This window comes from Colidextribacter sp. OB.20 (assembly GCF_009911595.1).
Taxonomy (GTDB): Bacteria; Bacillota; Clostridia; order Oscillospirales; family Oscillospiraceae; genus Lawsonibacter.
Map to the genome: position 1 here is coordinate 15797 of NZ_QWKG01000027.1, position 16348 is coordinate 32144.

The 16348-nt window shown below is 62.9% G+C and carries 14 protein-coding genes; 7 read left to right on the forward strand and 7 right to left on the reverse strand.

Annotation, left to right across the window (positions count from 1 at the left end):
* Nucleotides 1-5: 5 nt before the first annotated feature.
* The 5 genes from argC (at nucleotide 6) to argF (ending at nucleotide 5834) form a co-directional block, all read left to right on the forward strand.
* Nucleotides 6-1007, forward strand: coding sequence for an N-acetyl-gamma-glutamyl-phosphate reductase (gene argC, locus D1641_RS08540; RefSeq protein ID WP_160664676.1), 1002 nt, complete (start codon nucleotides 6-8; stop codon nucleotides 1005-1007).
* 132 nt (nucleotides 1008-1139) lie between these two features.
* A complete protein-coding gene (gene argJ, locus D1641_RS08545) occupies nucleotides 1140-2363 on the forward strand; it encodes a bifunctional glutamate N-acetyltransferase/amino-acid acetyltransferase ArgJ (RefSeq protein ID WP_201757306.1) in 1224 nt (407 codons plus the stop codon).
* 82 nt (nucleotides 2364-2445) lie between these two features.
* Complete coding sequence (argB, locus tag D1641_RS08550) at nucleotides 2446-3303, forward strand: acetylglutamate kinase (RefSeq protein ID WP_160664678.1); 858 nt, start codon at nucleotides 2446-2448, stop codon at nucleotides 3301-3303.
* A gap of 327 nt (nucleotides 3304-3630) precedes the next feature.
* Nucleotides 3631-4809: an aspartate aminotransferase family protein gene (locus D1641_RS08555; RefSeq protein WP_160664680.1), complete on the forward strand. Its 1179-nt coding sequence runs from the start codon at nucleotides 3631-3633 to the stop codon at nucleotides 4807-4809.
* A gap of 107 nt (nucleotides 4810-4916) precedes the next feature.
* A complete protein-coding gene (argF, locus tag D1641_RS08560; RefSeq protein ID WP_160664683.1) occupies nucleotides 4917-5834 on the forward strand; it encodes an ornithine carbamoyltransferase in 918 nt (305 codons plus the stop codon).
* Between the two features lie 82 nt (nucleotides 5835-5916).
* Here argF and D1641_RS08565 read toward each other — a convergent pair whose 3' ends face one another.
* The 7 genes from D1641_RS08565 to D1641_RS08595 form a co-directional block, all read right to left on the reverse strand.
* Nucleotides 5917-7419, reverse strand: coding sequence for a hypothetical protein (locus D1641_RS08565; protein ID WP_160664685.1), 1503 nt, complete (start codon nucleotides 7417-7419; stop codon nucleotides 5917-5919).
* Complete coding sequence (locus D1641_RS08570) at nucleotides 7412-7948, reverse strand: sigma-70 family RNA polymerase sigma factor (RefSeq protein ID WP_160664687.1); 537 nt, start codon at nucleotides 7946-7948, stop codon at nucleotides 7412-7414. The genes D1641_RS08565 and D1641_RS08570 overlap by 8 nt, the downstream gene beginning before the upstream one ends.
* 328 nt (nucleotides 7949-8276) lie before the next feature.
* On the reverse strand, nucleotides 8277-9485 hold the full coding sequence (locus tag D1641_RS08575) for a DUF4358 domain-containing protein (RefSeq protein WP_160664689.1): 1209 nt from the start codon (nucleotides 9483-9485) through the stop codon (nucleotides 8277-8279).
* A 142-nt stretch (nucleotides 9486-9627) separates the two neighbouring features.
* The gene (gene pheT, locus D1641_RS08580; RefSeq protein WP_160664691.1) at nucleotides 9628-12336 is read right to left on the reverse strand and encodes a phenylalanine--tRNA ligase subunit beta; all 2709 of its coding nucleotides are present in this window, start codon (nucleotides 12334-12336) and stop codon (nucleotides 9628-9630) included.
* Between the two features lie 190 nt (nucleotides 12337-12526).
* Nucleotides 12527-12886 carry an Imm51 family immunity protein gene (locus D1641_RS08585; protein WP_201757307.1) on the reverse strand — a complete coding sequence of 120 codons (360 nt, stop codon included), beginning with the start codon at nucleotides 12884-12886 and terminating at the stop codon, nucleotides 12527-12529.
* A 14-nt stretch (nucleotides 12887-12900) separates the two neighbouring features.
* Nucleotides 12901-13926: a phenylalanine--tRNA ligase subunit alpha gene (gene pheS / locus D1641_RS08590; RefSeq protein WP_160664695.1), complete on the reverse strand. Its 1026-nt coding sequence runs from the start codon at nucleotides 13924-13926 to the stop codon at nucleotides 12901-12903.
* 12 nt (nucleotides 13927-13938) lie between these two features.
* Nucleotides 13939-14142 carry a hypothetical protein gene (locus D1641_RS08595; RefSeq protein WP_160664697.1) on the reverse strand — a complete coding sequence of 68 codons (204 nt, stop codon included), beginning with the start codon at nucleotides 14140-14142 and terminating at the stop codon, nucleotides 13939-13941.
* Between the two features lie 415 nt (nucleotides 14143-14557).
* Here D1641_RS08595 and D1641_RS08600 point away from each other — a divergent pair, with 415 nt between their 5' ends.
* Both D1641_RS08600 and D1641_RS08605 read left to right on the forward strand, forming a co-directional pair.
* Nucleotides 14558-15286: an ATP-binding cassette domain-containing protein gene (locus tag D1641_RS08600; RefSeq protein WP_160664699.1), complete on the forward strand. Its 729-nt coding sequence runs from the start codon at nucleotides 14558-14560 to the stop codon at nucleotides 15284-15286.
* A gap of 109 nt (nucleotides 15287-15395) precedes the next feature.
* Entirely contained in the window at nucleotides 15396-16313 is a 918-nt protein-coding gene (locus tag D1641_RS08605) for a SufD family Fe-S cluster assembly protein (RefSeq protein ID WP_160664701.1), read from the forward strand.
* Nucleotides 16314-16348 lie beyond the last annotated feature (35 nt).

Consider the following 16348-nt stretch of genomic DNA (forward strand, 5'->3'; position numbering starts at 1 on the left):
ATGATATGGAAAAACCCAAAATTTACATAGACGGCCAGGAGGGCACCACCGGCCTGCAAATTTATGACCGGCTGGGGGAGCGGGACGATATCGAACTGCTCCTCATCGACCCGGCCAAGCGGAAGGACACCGCTGAGCGGAAGAAGCTCCTCAACGCCGCCGACCTGGTGTTTCTCTGCCTGCCCGACGGGGCCGCCGTGGAGGCGGTGTCCCTCATTGAGAATGACAACACCCGGGTGATCGACTGCTCCACCGCCCACCGCATCAATCCCGATTGGGTGTACGGCTTCCCGGAGATGTCCAGGCTGCACCGTGCGCAGATTGCCGAGGCAAAGCGGGTGACCAACCCCGGCTGTCACGCCACTGGGTTTGTCAGCATTGTCAAGCCTCTGGTGGGCATGGCCTTGCTGCCTCCCGATGCCGCGCTGACCTGCTTTTCCCTCACTGGGTATTCCGGCGGCGGGAAAAAGATGATCGCCCAGTATGAGCAGGAGCACCGCCCTCCGGCCTTTTCCAGCCCTGCTCTCTACGGCCTGTTGCAAAACCACAAGCACCTGCCCGAAATGCAGCTGCGCTGCGGGCTGACCACCCCGCCGGTGTTCGTGCCGGTTGTGGACGACTACTACAAGGGCATGGCGACCACCGTTTCGTTCCATATGTCGCAGCTGCACCATGTCCCGGCCCTGTCGGAGATGCTCCATCTGTCCCCCCTTCAGACCGTCTGGCACAAGCTACGAGAATTTTATCTCTCAACTGCCGGCGAGGAGGGCATCGTCCGGGTGGAGGGTGACCCCACCGACCCGGAGAGCGGCGTGGACAGCGGCTTTAAGATTTATGCCAACATGTGGCGGGGCAAGGACATGCTGTCTATTATTGTGACGGGCAACGACAACCAGTTTACCATTACCGCTCTCTTTGACAATCTGGGCAAGGGCGCGTCCGGCGCGGCGGTGCAGAACATGAACCTGATGCTGGGCCTTGAGGAGACCAAGGGGCTGAATCTGTAGGGACGCACATTGTGCGCCCGCAGGCGGCCTTTGGCCGCCCGGCATGTAGGGCGTGACCACCGGGCACGCCGCTCCGAAACGAAACGGCGCGCCGAGTCGTCGCGCCCTACAAAATACGAGGAGAATGATACCATGATAAAGGAAATTTCCGGCGGCGTGTGTGCCGCCCAGGGCTTCAAGGCCGCGGGCATCCACTGCGGTGTGAAGGAGGGCAGCAGCCCCTCCAAGAACGACCTGGCGCTGATCCTGTCTGACAAGGAGTGCACCGCCGCCGGGGTATACACCATGAACCGGGTGAAGGCGGCCCCCATCTACGTCACCATGGACCACCTGGAGGACGGCACGGCCTGGGGCGTGGTGGCCAACAGCGGCAACGCCAACGCCTGCTGTCCCATGAGCCACGAGAACGCCGAGGCCATGTGCCTCTTCGCCGCCAAGGCCACCGGCCGGGAGGCGGGGGACTTTGTGGTCTGCTCCACCGGGGTGATCGGCCAGACCATCAACATCCAGGCCATCCAGACCGGCCTGCCCAAGGCTGCCGCCGCCCTCAGCGCCGACGGCTCCGACGGGGCCGCCACCGCCATCATGACCACCGACACGGTGAAGAAGGAGTTCGCCGTCTCCTTTGAGCTGGGGGGCAAAACGGTGAAGATCGGGGCCATCGCCAAGGGCTCCGGCATGATACACCCCAACATGGGCACTATGCTGGCCTTTGTCACCACCGACTGCGCCATCACCACCGAGATGCTCTCCGAGGCCCTCCACGAGGTGACGTCGGTGACCTTCAACCGGGTCACCGTGGACGGGGACACCTCCACCAACGACACCTGCGTGGTGCTGGCTAACGGCATGGCGGGCAACGAGCTCATTGAGTGGAAGGACGACAGCTATGAGGCATTCAAGGCGGCTCTGGACTGCGTCTGCCGCCATCTGGCCCGGGCCATCGCCGGGGACGGCGAGGGGGCCAGCCGACTGGTCACGTGCAGGATGACCGGGGCGAGGAGCGAGGAGTCCGCCGAGCGGCTGGCTAAGGCCGTGGTAGGCTCCGCCCTGGTGAAGGCCGCCATGTTCGGCGCCGACGCCAACTGGGGCCGGGTGCTGTGCGCCATGGGCTACTCCAAGGCCCCCTTCCGCCCCGAGCATGTGGACGTCTCCTTTGAGTCCGCCGCCGGGTCCATCCTGGTGTGCAAGCAGGGGGACGGTCTGGCCTTTGACGAGGAGCTGGCCAAGAAGGTGCTCACTGAGAAAGAGGTTATCATCGCTGTGGACCTCCACGAGGGAGACGACTCCGCCGAGTGCTGGGGCTGCGACCTCACCTATGACTATGTGAAGATCAACGGGGATTACCGGACCTGAGAATGCCCTTTGTAGGGGCGGACATTGTCCGCCCGCGGGCGCGCAATGCGCGCCCCTGCATCCTAACTCTGGAGGTTTCCAAATGTCCTTCAACGAAATTGACCGGGCCCAGGTATTGGCCGAGGCCCTGCCCTATATCCAAAAATACACCGGCAAGACCGTGGTGGTGAAATATGGCGGCAACGCCATGATCTCTCAGGAGCTGCGCCAGGCCGTCATCTCCGACATCATCCTCCTGTCCCTGGTGGGCGTACGGGTGGTGGTGGTCCACGGCGGCGGGCCGGAAATCAGCCAGATGCTGAAAAAGCTGGGTGTTGAGTCCCGGTTTGTGGACGGCCTGCGGTACACCGACGAGGCCACCATGGACGTGGTTCAGCAGGTGCTGTGCGGCCGGGTGAACAAGGACCTGGTGTCAACGCTGAACCGCCTGGGAGGCCGGGCCCTGGGGCTCTGCGGCCTGGACGGGGGCCTGTTCCAGGCCAGGCAGCTGGACGAGAAATACGGCCTGGTGGGGGAGATTGTCAAGGTTGACGCCGCCCCCGTCTTTGACGCGCTGAACTGCGGCTACATCCCGGTGGTATCCACCGTGGCCCAGGGGGTGGATGCCGAGGTGACCTACAACATCAACGCCGACACCGCCGCCGCCAAGCTGGCCACCGCCCTGGAGGCGGAGCGGCTGCTCCTCCTCACCGACGTGCGGGGCCTGCTCCGGGACCCCAAGGATGAGAGCACCCTGATTCCCGAGCTCCAGCTGTCCTCTGTCCCCGCCCTGGAGCGGGAGGGGATCATCTCCGGCGGCATGATTCCAAAAATCGAGTGCTGTGTGGAGAGCGTCCGCTCCGGCGTAAAATCCGCCGTCATCCTGGACGGCCGGGTGGAGCACTCCATCCTCATCGAGCTGCTGTCTGACGCGGGCATCGGGACCATGCTCACGAACTGATACCGGCTTGTCCGTAGGGGCGGATATTATCCGCCCGTGACTACACATCGGACCCGGCGGACAATGTCCGCCCCTACAGTAGGGCGCGACGACCCGGCGCGCCGCCCTTTCGGATAGATGAGCCTGTTTAGACGGCGGGCCGAGGATTGACCTGTAGGGCGGATAAAATTCGCCCGGGAAACAGGATGGAAAACCGGCGGGCGGACAATGTCCGCCCCTACAGTAGGGCGCGACGACCCGGCGCGCCGCCTTTCCGGATAGATAAGCCTGTTTAGACGGCGGGCCGAGGTCGTCCCGCCCTACACACCCAGACAAGGAGGTTTTCTTATGACCTTTGAAGAGATAAAGAGCCTGGACGAGCAGTATGTCATGCACTCCTATGGCCGCTTCCCGGTGGCCCTGGACCACGGAAAGGGCGCCACCCTCTGGGACGTGAACGGGAGGGAGTACATCGACTTTACCGCCGGCATCGGGGTCACCGCCCTGGGCCACGGGGACGAGGGCTGGCTGAAGGCCGTCACGGAGCAAGCGGGCAAGCTGGGCCACATCTCCAACCTGTTTTATACCGAGCCCTACGCCAGGACGGCGGAGAAGCTGTGCACCCGCACCGGCATGGCCAGCGTGATGTTTGGCAACTCCGGGGCGGAGGCCAACGAGGCCATGATTAAGCTGGCCCGGAAGTGGTCCTTTGACAAATACGGCAAGGGCCGGGGGACCGTCATCACCCTCCACAACTCCTTCCACGGCCGCACCATCACCACCCTGGCCGCCACCGGCCAGGACAAGTTCCACAACTACTTCTTCCCCTTCACCGAGGGCTTCCGCTACGCTGACGCCAACGACATGGACAGCGTGGAGGCGGTGGCGGGACACGACGTGTGCGCCGTGATGGTGGAGCTCATCCAGGGGGAGGGGGGCGTGCTGCCCCTGGACCGGGAGTTTATGGAGAAAATCGCCGACCTGTGCGCCAAGCGGGACTGGCTCCTCCTCATCGACGAGGTCCAGACCGGCGTGGGCCGTACCGGCACCCTATTCGCCTTCCAGCAGTACGGCATTCAGCCCGACGCCGTCTCCTTTGCCAAGGGGATCGCCGGGGGCCTGCCCTTCGGCGGAGTGATGGCCAATGAAAAGTGCCGGGGCGTGTTTACTCCCGGCACCCACGGCACCACCTTCGGGGGCAACCCGGTGGCCGCCGCCGCCGCCTGCCACGTGCTGGACCGGCTGGACGACTCCCTCTTGACCCAGGTGAGGGAGAAGGGGGACTACCTCCGCGCCCAGGTGGAGGAGCTGGCTCTGCCCTGTCTGGGCGGGACCCGGGGACTGGGCCTGATGATCGGCGTGGAGGTCAGGGAGGGCTGGACCAACGCGGCCTTGGCCGCCAGGCTGATCGACAACGGCCTGCTCGTCCTCACCGCCGGACCTGGCCTGCGCTTCCTGCCCCCGCTCACCATCACCCAGGAGGAGATGGATAAGGGGCTGGCCATTATGAGGGAGACCTTGCGCTGAGAGCGATTTGTAGGGGCCGACGACCCCGGCGGCCCGCCTTTACAGGCATTCAAACGGCGCGCCGAGGTCGCCGCGCCCTACATTTGATAATGAGGAGTAAAAAGACCATGAAAAAAGACCTGTTAAAGCTGCTGGACCTGTCCGCCGAGGAGATCACCGCCATTCTGAACCGGGCGGACCAGCTGAAGTATGAGAAAAAGCATGGCATCCCCCAGAAGTATCTGGAGGGCAAGACCCTGGCCATGATCTTCGAGAAGAACTCCACCCGGACCAGGGTGTCCTTCGAGGTGGGCATGTTCCAGCTGGGGGGCCACGCCCTGTTCCTCTCCGGCAAGGAGAGCCAGATCGGCCGGGGAGAGCCGGTGGAGGACACCGCCCGGGTGCTCAGCCGCTACTGTGACGGCATCATGATCCGCACCTTCGGCCAGGACGAGGTGGAGGCCCTGGCCAAGTACGCCGACATCCCCGTCATCAACGGCCTCACTGACTTCTGCCACCCCTGCCAGGTGCTGGCCGACCTGCTCACCGTCCGGGAGCACAAGGCGGTGCTGGAGGGGCTGAAGCTGTGCTACATCGGCGACGGCAACAATATGGCCAACTCACTCATTGTGGGCGGCCTGAAGATGGGCATGGAGGTCTCAGTGGCCTGCCCGGAGGGCTACGACCCAGACCGGCAGGTGCTGGACTTCGCCGGGAGCGACCCCGCCTATCAGTTCTCCCTGGTCCGGGACCCCAGAGACGCCGCCGTCAAGGCCGACGTGGTCTTTACCGATGTGTGGGCCTCCATGGGGATGGAGGAGGAGAAGGCTGTCCGGGAGAAGGCCTTTGCCGGGTATCAGGTCAACGGGGAGCTGATGGCCCTCACCAACCCGGGCTGCATGGTGCAGCACTGCCTCCCCGCCCACCGGGGGGAGGAGATCACCGCTGAGGTCTTTGAGGCCCACGCAGAGGAGATCTTCGACGAGGCGGAGAACCGCCTCCACGCCCAGAAGGCGGTTATGTGCCTGCTGATGGAGGGCGTGTAGGGCACGACGACCCCGGCGTGCCGTTTTGAGAGACGCAGACAGACCCCCGGCTTGAGCAACACCTCAAGCCGGGGGCCTGTTCTTATCTGGAGGCGCCGAAGGTGCCCTCCTCGTCCACCGTCGGGGGATAGAACTGCAATGCGCTCTGGTAGCAGAGGAAGGGCTGGCCCTCCCAGTTCCAGCGGCCCGCCATCCGCCACTCCTGGGCGGAAAAGACGGGGTACTGGAGCCAGCCGGTGGGCTGGATGAAGTTGCACCAGGAGTCGATGATCCAGCCGTCCCTGCTCTCCGCCGTCTCATAGGTGACATAGCCCCGGTGGCGCGCCCCGCCGTGGGGCAGGGAGAAGGAGGCAAAGATGTCGGTGCTGGTCTGGGGACCAAAGAAGATGCTGTCGGAGGTGAAGGTCTGGCTGTCCAGGGACCAGTAGGTGGACTGATAAGCGGTCCCGTCCCGGTCATAGAGGACCCGGCCGGTGACCTCCCCGGAGGGGGCCCAGCCCTCAGGACAGCTGCGCCAGGCGGGCCAGAGCTGGATGGCATAGGTCCCCATGAGAGGGGGGCGCTCCAGCAGCTCAAAGTGGTGGAAAATGCGCCATTTCTCCCGCTCGCCGGCCAGCTCCACCGCCACGCCGGTGATTTGCAGAGTGACCTCGTCGGGAGCGCCCCGGTAGTCGTCCCGGGGGTAGCCGGACACGTCGCTCACCACCCGGACGGCCCCCTCACAGGCCAGGATGTCCGACCGAGCCAGGTCGGAGAGGACCTCCTCCGGGAAGCCCAAGGCCAGCAGCTGGGCCTCCAGCTCCGCGAGCTGGCTGTGCTCCGCCGAATCCACCGGCTGCCAGTCCATGGGGAGGCGGTTGAGGAACAGGATACACACCGCCAGCCCAGCGATGAGTGCCGCCGCGATGCTCCGGACCAGTACCCGGTCCGTCACCCGCACCGGAGCGGGCTGGACGGAGTAGCCCGCCTCGTCCAGCTCCTTGGAGATGCAGTAGAGCAGATAGAGGATGCAGAAGTAGGCGATCAGGACGGGCAGGCCCAGCAGCCAACCGCTGTAGCCGATATAGGCCAGGCCCAGCACAATCAGCTGCCAGATGATAAGCCCCGGCCCGCCCGCCTCGGGGGGCAGTCCGGCCTTGCGCTGGACGGCCCGCAGCCCCTGCCAGAGGCAGAAGAACTGGACGAAGGGCAGAAGGATGTTGACGAGGCCCAGCGCTCGGAGGGGGGACAGCTCAAAAAAGGCCTGACTGCCAGGGACAGCCTGGCGCAGCAGGCAGAAGAAGAACCAGCCGCTCCGGGCCAGGTTGACGGCCCACCAGGTCTTGAAGAAGCCGTTTTCCCGGCGCAGGACCCGCAGGCCCAGCAGGAGCTGGACAAAGCCGATGGCGGGCAGAAGGTAGTCCAGCCAGAGGAAATTCAGGTGGATGGTGGTCAGGGCCAGGCCGGTGAGGATACGGTTCATGGCCTGCCGCCAGGGGGTGATTTCTGTCAGAATATCGTCGTCAGGGGGGGCGGACAGGCTTTCGGACAACAGGCTGTCCAGCTCGAACTCCTCTAATTTCGGGTCAAAACGGCGGTCATCCATAGTTCTCACCTCCCAGCCGTTTTTTCAGCTGCTGCTTCAGCCGGTACAGCCGGCCCTCCACCGCCCGGGGGGTGGTGCCCAGCTCCCGGGCGATCTGCTGGGTGGACTGCATATAGTAATACTTTCGGTAGAGCAGAGCCCGGTCCTTGTAGGAAAGGGTGTACAGCAGCTTTTTCAGCTCCTCCGCCCGCTCCTTCCGCAGCAGCGCCTCCTCGGGCATGGGTGCGGGGGAGGGGATGTCCTCGGTCAGCTCCCCCACCTCGCCGCGCAGGCCCCTGGCCCGGTTCAGAGCCGCGTTCCGGGTGAGGGCGGTGAGCCAGCCCTTCCAGCTGCCCTGCTCCGGGTTAAAGAGCTCAATCTTCTCCCAGGCCCGCATGGCCGCCTCAGACAGGCACTCCTCCCGGTCCCGGCCGTCGGACAGGATGGGCGCGATGATATACCGCATCAGCGGTCCGAAGTGGAGCAGCAGCTCGTCCATGCCCCGGTGATCCCGGTCCCGGATCAGTTGGATGATCTCCTGTTCGCCCATGCCCTCACCTCCTTTTGTCTCTCTGTTCTATATTACACCGCAGATCGGGAAAACCCACGGAAATTTTTCTGAGGACAAAAAAAGGCCCCTTTTGAAAGGGGCTCCGCCCGCAGGGCGGTGGGGATTGTATTTTGCAAAGCAAAATATACGAAGTAACCAAGATTTGCACGGGCCTTGTTTGCTCCGCACATTTCGCCTGCGGCGAAATACAATCCTCCGTCATCCGCTTCGCGGATGCCACCTCCTTTCACTGGATAGCCGTTAGCGGCTCTGCCACTTACGGCTATCGCGTCCCCCTTGCGGGGAAAAGGAGGCTTTGGAGGTGCGTTTAAGGCAGCCCGCCGTCCTCTGCGGTGGCCTCGGGGGTGTTGTCGTAGTCCCACTGGTGGTCGGTGTCGGCCAGATACTGACTGGTGACGTTGAAATAGCTGTATTGAATAAAGGTTTCCCCGTCCCGGGTGGCAATCCCGGGGTTCAGGTCCCAGGTTGGGTCCGCGCAGTACCACTCTCCGTTCAGCTTCACCATATTCCAGGCGTGGTTCTCCCGGTTCTGGAACCCTGCCCCGGTGACGGTGATACACTCGATGCCCGCCATATCCATCAGCAGCCGGAAGGCTTCGGCAAATCCCAGACAGACCCCCTTGCCCTCCACCAGCGGCCCATAGGGTTCATAGGAGGTGCGGGGCGCTCCCTTTTTCTCATAGTGAGATTGGTCATAGGTGACGTTCCCTGTGAGCCAGGTATACAGGGCGTACTCTTTGTGATAGTCGCTCATCTCCGGGGTGACGCATTCCTCAAAGACCTGCTTCGCCGCTTCCAGCACCGCCTTGTCCTCTCTGGACAGAGAGGAGCTGTCCCCGCTCTCCCAGGCGGCCAGAATGGCAGTATTGTCGAAGAGGGTCATGTCATCCTTGCCCGGGTCGCTGTAGACATAGCGCCCGTCGGGGCGCTTTTCCGGCTCCGGGCGAAGAAAATCCGGAACTCCCTGGGCCAAGCGGCCGTCCCCATAGCACGCCTCAAAGGCCTCCCGAACGTTTTTTGCGTTCTCGCAGACGATCAAGGCCACCTCCTGGCCGCAGGTGATTACCCTGCCGTCTTTTGCCAGGGCGGCCTGTTCGGGCTCGTAGCCGGTAAAAGCCCCCTGACGGTCCAGCAGATACTCCTGAAAGGCCTTGACCACGGTGTCCTGTGCCTCCTCGGGCACGGAGAGGACGGCCAGCTCAAAGGCCCGCACCCCCTCCATGCGGACGATGGCCGCGTCGAACCATTTCAGGTCCTCCAGGCCGTAGAAGTCGGAGAGGAGGGCGTTCATCTCCTCGTCGCTGTGGTACTCCTCCTCCTGGCCGAAGCCTTGATGGCGCATCCCATCGTAGAGATACCAGCGAAAGAGATCGCTGCCCTCAGAGGCCTCGGGTGCGCTGACCCACATAACCCGGGCAATGACCTCACAGGGCTGTGTGGTGGTCTCGTCCTGTTTTTTGCCGCACCCGGGCAGAAGCAGCATCAGAGCCAACAGCAGGGATAAGGTTCGTTTCATTGGTAAATCCTCCGTCAGAAAATGTAGGGCGGGACGGCCCCGGCCCGCCGTCTCTCAATATAGCAGAGATTTCTTACAAAAAACAGGGCAGGATTCTTAAAAAATTCTAAAGAAGGGGCGGCCGGAGGCCGCCCCTTACGGTTTATCGCAATTTCGCCCCGCAGTCCTGCTCCAGGGCCTCCAGGATGGACTTCACGTCCTCGTCGGCCTCCTCGGAGGTGAGGGAGCGGTCATCCGCCCGGAGAACCAGGTTGAAGGCCACGGACTTCATGCCCTCGTCGATGCCCTTGCCCCGGTAGATATCGAACAGGGCGGCTTCTTTGAGCAGTCCCTTGGCCCCCTTGCGGATGGCCTTCTCCAGCGCCCCCACGGTGACCGCCTCACGGCACACCACGGCGATATCCCGGGTGACGGAGGGGAACTTGGGCAGGGGGACGTACTCGGGGTCGGCACCCTTGACCTGGAACAGCTTCTCAAGGCTGAGCTCGGCACAGTACAGCTCGGCGTCCACACCGAAGTTCCTGGCCACATTGGGGTGGATCTGGCCCATATGGCCCACCTCCACGCTGCCCACCCAGACGGTGGCAAAGCGGCCGGGGTGGTAGGCGTCGTTGCCAATGCGCCACCCCTCAAACCAGACTTCCTCCGCCCGAATTTCTTTCAGGATGGCTTCCACCGCCCCTTTCAGGTCGTAGAAGTCGAAGCCCTCGCCGTAGGCCCCCAGGGTGAGCACCTTCTTCTCGTCGGCCAGACCGTCCTCGCCGCCGGGCTGATAAATCCGGCCCAGCTCGTAGAGGCGCACGTCCCTGTTCCGGTAGTTGTAATTCCGGGCCAGAATGTCCAGCATGGAGGGCAAAGTGGTGGTGCGCATGATGGAGGTATCCTCCCCCAGGGGGTTCAAAATCTTGAAGGAGCGGCGGCAGGGGGCATCGGCCTCCCAGCCGATCTTGTCGTACCAGGTGGGGGAGATAAAGGAGTAGGTGATGATCTCGTCGTAGCCGCAGGACCGGCACACCGCCCCCAGCTTCTGCTCCAGCCGCTGCTCGGCGGAGTAGCCCCCCAGGGTGGTCTGGCCCCGCATGAGGGTGGTGGGGATGTTGTTGTAGCCGTAGAACCGGGCCACCTCCTCGGCCAGGTCGGCCATCTCCTTCACGTCCCCCCGCCAGGAGGGCACCTTCACCACGCCCCGCTCCTTTGTGGTCTCAAAGCCCAGCTTCTGGAGGATGGTGTACATCACATTTTCCGACACATCGGTGCCCAGCAGGGCGTTGATCTTGTCCGGCTCCACCTTCAGCAGGGTGGGCTGGGGCACGTAGTTGAGGATGTCGATGACCCCGTCCAGCACTTCGCCGGCCCCCAGCAGCTCCACCAGCTCACAGGCCCGGTTGACGGCGGGGAGGGTGTTGAGGATGTCCAGCCCCTTCTCAAACTTGGCGGAGGCCTCGGTGCGCATCCCCAGGGCCAGGGCGGTCTTGCGGATGGTGGTGCCGTCGAAGTTGGCCGACTCAAAGACCACGTCCACCGTGTCCTCCACAATCTCAGAGTTCAGCCCGCCCATAATGCCCGCCAGACCCACGGCCCGGGTGTCGTCGGCGATGACCAGCATGTTGGAGGTGAGCTTGCGCACGTTGCCGTCCAGGGTGGTGAGCTCCTCCCCGTCCTGGGCCCGGCGGACCACGATCTTCCCACCCTTCACGTAGCGGTAGTCGAAGGCGTGCATAGGCTGGCCGTACTCCAGCATGACATAGTTGGTGATATCCACGATGTTGTTGATGGGCCGGACCCCCATGGCCCGCAGCCGCTCCCGCATCCACTTGGGGGAGGGGCCGATCTTCACGTTCCGCACCATCCGGGCGGTGTACCGGGGGCACAGCTCGGGGTCAGGGGTCTCCACGTCCAGCAGCTCGGGGAGGACGCCCTCGCCGCCCCCCTTGACCTCCGGCTGGTGGAAGCGGCAGGGCTTGTCGAAGGTGGCCGCCGCCTCCCGGGCCAGACCGATGACCGACAGGCAGTCGGGCCGGTTGGGGGTGATCTCAAACTCCACCACGTGGTTGTCCAGGCCGGTGACGGTCTTAATGTCGTCCCCGGGCTTGCAGTTCTCCTGGAGGACGAAGATGCCGTCGGGGATGCAGTTGGGGAACTCCTTCTGCTCCGCCCGGAGGTCGGCCAGGGTACAAATAGTGTTCGTCTTTGTGTTGTAAGCCACCAGATCCCACTTGTGGAGATTCTGACAGTCGGTTACCAGAGTAGTGGCACAGGGTCCGTCATCCTCCGTGCGGATGAGTGTGCATTCCCATTTGCCCTCTCCAGAGGGAGAGACATTTGCCACCCCTGCACACTCCACCGAACCGAACATCTTGTCTCCAGGCTTGATATCCGCCGGGATGGAGGGCTTGTCCGGGTCGATGGGGTGGTAGTCGTTGAGGAGGGCGGCGGCGGTAATCACCCCATAGGGGAAATCCCGCTCGTCCAGGCCCAGCTCCTTCAGGGAGCACAGCATCCCGTTGGACAGCACCCCCCGCAGCTTGCCCTTTTCGATCTTCTTGCCCCCAGGCAGGGTGGACTTGTGCAGGGCCACGGGCACCAGGTCGCCCTCGTGGATGTTCCAGGCCCCGGTCACGATCTGAACGGGCTCGTCCTTGCCCACGTCCAGCTGACACACCCACATGTGGTCGCTGTTCTCGTGGCGTTCCATGGACAGGATGCGGCCCACCACCACGTTGGAAATTTCCTCCCCCATGTCGTGGGTCAGCTCCACCTTGGAGCCGGATAAGGTCATAGCCTCGGCGAACTCTCGGTCGCCGGCGTTTATCTCAACAAACTCGTTGAGCCATTTTCTGGATAGATTCATATTTAAAACTCCTCTTGGTATCAGGTTTTGTTTGTAGGGGCGGATATTATCCGCCCGTGTGCTGACAGTCCGATTTTTGCGGGCGGATGATATCCGCCCCTACGGTGCGTGTAGGGCGGGACCACTGGGCCCGCCGTTCTTCGTAACGCAGCGCGCCGGGGTCGTCGCGCCCTACGTATAGGGGCGGCTATTAGTCCCACTCAATCTCGCCGCCGTGTTCCCGGACCATGCGGCAGAGGGCTTCTTCGTCTTCCGCCAGGGCGCGGATGATGTCCTGGAAGCGTTTTGCCCTGGCTTCGTTTTCTTCTGTCAGAGGCCAATAGGCCACATACATCCCCGCCTCCGGGTCCGTCTTCATGTCCGTCAGGATGTCTGGATCATTCTGTTCCAGATAATACCGAAAAAGGGCCTCCCAGTTGTAGCCGTTCATATAGGCGTCCTCACAAGCGGCGTTCATCTTCTCGCCGAGGGCAAGGATCTTCTCATGCTCGGCGCTTAAAAGAACCTCTATACGTTCCCCAAGGGGAAAAACCTGAACGTAGTCTGCCATGTGCCGTTCCTCCATCAAAACTGCTCCAAAAATCTCACATCGTTCTCAAAGATCAGCCGCAGGTCGGCGATTTTAAACCGGCGCATGGCGGTGCGCTCCAGACCCATGCCGAAGGCCCAGCCCGACCACTCCTCGGGGTCGATGTTGGCCATGCGCAGCACATTGGGGTGGATCATCCCCGCGCCCAGCAGCTCAATCCAGCCCTCACCCTTGCAGGTGGGACAGCCCGCGCCGCCGCACTTGTGGCACTGCACGTCCATCTCGCAGGAGGGCTCGGTAAAGGGGAAGTGGTGGGGGCGGAACCGGGTGACGGTCCCCTTGCCGAAGAGCTCCTCGGCCAGCAGGTTGAGGGTGCCCTTCAGGTCGGCCATGGTGACGTTCTTGTCGATGACCATCCCCTCCACCTGGTGGAACATGGGGGAGTGGGTGGCGTCCACCTCGTCCTTGCGGTACACCCGGCCGGGGGCGATGATGCGGATGGGCAGGGGCATGGCGTCCATGGCCCGCACCTGCATGGGGGAGGTCTGGGAGCGGAGCATCACCCGGCTGTCCTCATCGAAGTAAAAGGTGTCCGACCAGTCCCGGGAGGGGTGGCCCTCCTCGGCGTTGAGCCGGTCGAAGTTCAGCTCGGCCAGCTCCACCTCGGGGCCGTCCAGAACGGTGAAGCCCATACCCACAAAGATGTCCTTGATCTCGTCCAGGGCGCTGTACATGGGGTGCTTGCGGCCCAGCTTGACGGGCTTGCCCGGAACGGTGACGTCCAGGGCCTCCGCCTTGAGCCGCTCCTCCAGGGCGGCAGCGGCCAGCTTCTGGGCGGTGAGCTCAATGGTCTCCTCCAGAACGGACCGGACCTCGTTGGCCAGAGCCCCCATAGCGGGCCGCTCCTCGGCGGACAGCCTGCCCATCTGCTTCAAAACCGCGGTGAGCTCTCCCTTTTTGCCCAGGTACTTGACCCGCAGCTCGTCCAGGGCGGCGGGGTCTGCCGCGCCGGTGATGGCCTCCAGCGCCTCGCGTTCGATTTTCGCTAACTGTTCTTTCATCGGTAAAACTCCTTATTTAAAATCTTTTAAATCTTCCGGATAGTCAACATAGGAGCGGACCACCGTTCCGCAGCTTTTGCAGATGATGTGGATGAGCTCCTGCCCCAAATTCAGCCCCCTTGCCGGGTAGGGCCACACCCTGCCCTGCTGCTGCTGGACGCCCGCCACCAGCTTTGTTCCGCCGCAGTGGGGACATACCTCCTGCTTCTGTTCCATAAAAACCCCCTCAGTAAAGAAAAACGCCCTTCCTCCCCAGAACTGGGGACGAAAGGCAAGCCCTCCGCGGTACCACCCGCATTCGCGCAGACTGCGCGCACTCAACCTCCGGTAACGGCGGAGAAACCGTCCCCCTCTCGGGGGCCGCTCCCGGGCGAACCAAGGGATGCCGTCTCAGACGGGCTTTCAGCCGGCGGCCCGTCCTCTCTGGGAGAGGAAAATCCCTATTTTCCCGTTCAACACATTTGAGCTACCCGTATTTATAACACAAATTGCCTTGTAATGCAAGAGGAAAAGGGGTATAATTTCGGAAAATGAATGGTCTTCTAAACCCAGCGGGAAGCTGGGAAAATAATCTGGACAAAATCGGTACTCTATGCTACAATGGAGAAAAACAGACAGGGAGGGACATCTCATGCTGGAATTACAGCATATCAGCTATAATGTGGCGCAGGACGGCGGCGACAAGGACATCCTGCACGACATCAATTTGACCATCAGCGAGCGCTTTGTGGCCATCACCGGCCCCAACGGCGGCGGCAAGTCCACGCTGGCCAAGGTGATCGCCGGCATCTACACCCCAACCCAGGGGAAAATCCTCTTCAACGGAGAGGACATTACCGGGCTGTCCATCACTGACCGGGCCCGGAAGGGCATCAGCTTTGCCTTTCAACAGCCGGTGCGCTTCAAGGGGCTGACGGTGAAGGACCTGATTACCCTGGCCAGCGGAAAGGACATTGGTGTGTCCGAGGCCTGCGGCTACCTGTCAGAGGTGGGCCTGTGCGCCAAGGACTATATCGACCGGGAGGTGGATGCCTCCCTGTCCGGCGGCGAGCTGAAGCGCATCGAGATCGCCACCATTATGGCCCGGGGGACAAGCCTGTCCGTCTTTGATGAGCCCGAGGCGGGTATCGACCTGTGGTCCTTCACCAATCTGATCCAGGTCTTTGAGCAGCTGCACAAGAAGATCAACGGCTCCATCCTCATCATCTCCCACCAGGAGCGGATTCTCAACATCGCCGACCGCGTCGTCGTCCTGGCCGAGGGTCAGGTCATCAACGACGGCCCCCGGAAGGACGTGCTGCCCACCCTGCTGGGGGGCGCCCCCGGGGTGTGCGGCGCCCTGGCGGATAAGGTGCGGTGAATATTTTGTAGGGGGCGGCCTCTGTGCCGCCCCGCCGGTATGGAAAATCTTTAACATGGGGCGGCGCAGAGGCCGCCCCCTACAGATACATCCCTAAGGAGGAATATATATGGACGCGATCCAAAAGAGCCTGCTGGAGCAGGTGGCCGGGCTCCACGAGGTCCCGGAGGGGGCCTACAACATCCGGGCCAACGGCCAGAAGGCGGGCCGGAACACCACCGCCAACATCGACATCGTCACCAAGACCGATAAGGACGGCATCGACATCATCATCAAGCCGGGCACGAAGAACGAGTCGGTCCACATCCCGGTGGTCCTCAGCATGAGCGGCCTGAAGGACATGGTGTACAACGATTTTTTCATCGGCGAGGACAGTGACGTCACCATTGTAGCCGGCTGCGGCATCCACAACTGCGGGGTGCAGACCTCGGAGCATTCGGGCATCCACACCTTCCACGTGGGCAAAAATGCCCGGGTGCGCTATGTGGAGAAGCACTACGGCGAGGGGGACGGCGCCGGCGAGAACATCATGAACCCCACCACCGTGGTGGAGCTGGACGAGGGGGGCTACATGGAGATGGAGACCACCCAGATCAAGGGGGTGGACTCCACCGTCCGCACCACCACCGCCAGGCTGGGCCCCAGGTCCACCCTGATTATCAAGGAGAAGGTGATGACCCACGGCAGGCAGCTGGCCAAGTCCGACTTTACCGTGGACCTGGACGGCGAGGGCTGCCACACCAATGTGATCTCCCGGTCGGTGGCCCGGGACCAGTCCAAACAGATTTTCCTGGCCCGGATCAACGGCAACGCCGCCTGCTACGGCCACTCCGAGTGCGACGCCATCATCATGGACGAGGGGGTGGTGTCCGCCATTCCCGAGGTCACCGCCAACTGTCTGGATGCCCAGCTGATTCACGAGGCGGCCATCGGCAAGATCGCCGGGGAGCAGCTCACCAAGCTCATGACCCTGGGCCTTACCGAGAAGGAGGCCGAGGAGCAGATCGTCAACGGGTTTTTGAAATGATGTAGGGGCGGATGATATCCGCCCGCTGTAGGGCG